General features: G+C 55.1%; 1 protein-coding gene. It reads right to left on the bottom strand.

Annotation, left to right across the window (positions count from 1 at the left end; genetic code table 11):
* Positions 1 to 765 precede the first annotated feature (765 nt).
* Positions 766 to 1,107, bottom strand: coding sequence for a hypothetical protein (locus tag V6D20_19080; GenBank protein ID HEY9817885.1), 342 nt, complete (start codon positions 1,105 to 1,107; stop codon positions 766 to 768).
* Positions 1,108 to 1,420: the final 313 nt, after the last annotated feature.

Raw genomic sequence — 1,420 nt, 5'->3', positions numbered from 1 at the left:
GCTCACCACGCTCGTCTGTTCGGCGCTTCAACTTGGGCATCAACCAATGGGGTCGTGGCTCAGACCACCTACAAAGCAAGGCGATATTGGTGCCATTGGGAAGCCCACTGGTGCCACGACTTTAGAGTGGACCCCTTCTTCGCTAAAGTCCCCCGAGACCAACAAGTTGAGCTCCTCTGCAGCTTTGCCTCTTTCGTACGATCTGGCGGAGCAGGACGCCTCCATCAAGTCCGCGTTGGCTCAGTTCAAGACGCGCTTTGCGCCATCGGCACGACCTTCGAGCTGGCACACCATGCCAACCCCCTCTACCGATCTGGCGACAGTACCCACTACAACCGCCAAATTGCCCGCCACCTCCAGTTTTACCGCGACAGGGACCCTCCCAGGGAACCCCAACTAGCGGTTCCGGTTGCACTTCCGCATCATCTCCTCAGTCGCGCCAATCGCCCAGGAGCCCCAGTCAAAGAATCCACCACAGCCGATCTCATCTGCATTGCCTTCTACTACCTCCTGCGTGTCGGCGAATACACTGCCACCAGCAGCCAACGATCAAACCGCACGCGCACAGTTGCTTTTCGCATCAAAGACATCACTCTTCGCTCCCAAGGTCGCATCCTTCCCTTCAATGCACCTCTCTCCACCCTCCTTACAGCTGATGAAGCAACCCTCCGTATCACGAATCAAAAGAACGGGGAAAGAGGCCAGTGCATCCACCACTCAGCCACCGGCACCGAATTCTGTCCCATCCGAGCCCTTGCCAGACGCCTACACCACATCACTACGAATGGGGGCACTGTCGACACTCCCATCGCCACTTACTACACAAGTCTTCGCCAGCCTCGCTACATCAACAACAGTGACATCAATACTGCCGTCAAACGTGGCATGAACAGTTTGGGTTTCCTCTCTCCCGAGTTCGGCTACACAATCTCCGATGTCAGCAGCCACTCTCTCAGGGCCGGAGGCGCCATGGCCATGCACCTCAATGGTGTCGATACTGCCACCATCCAAAAACAAGGTCGTTGGAAGTCCACCACCTTCCTCCTCTACATCCACGAACAACTTAGTGGTTTCTCCACGGGCCTGGCCCACAAGATGTCCAGACACATCCCTTTTAGACTCATCACTGGGCCCACGCTCCTACAAGCCACTACCGCCCCTACTGCCTAGCTCTCTGGCCCAGATGATACCACAACACAACTACATATGCCAACTACAAAATCAAAAACGAAATCAAAAACAAAACAAAAACAAAACACTTCTACATGTCCTACATATCTACGAAATTCCATCCATGCATCAGCGACACTCTGAGCCTCCAGCTCTTCTCTCCCTGGCCAGGTTGGACGCACACGAGGCCTTCTATGGCACAGACCGCCTCGGTCCCTCCTCCCTTGTCCACGAATGGCGGTACTAATAC

Source organism: Candidatus Obscuribacterales bacterium (assembly GCA_036703605.1).
Lineage (GTDB): Bacteria > Cyanobacteriota > Cyanobacteriia > RECH01 > RECH01 > RECH01.
The sequence above is the reverse complement of the archived record's forward strand: the minus strand, read 5'-3'. Positions and strand labels throughout refer to the sequence as shown.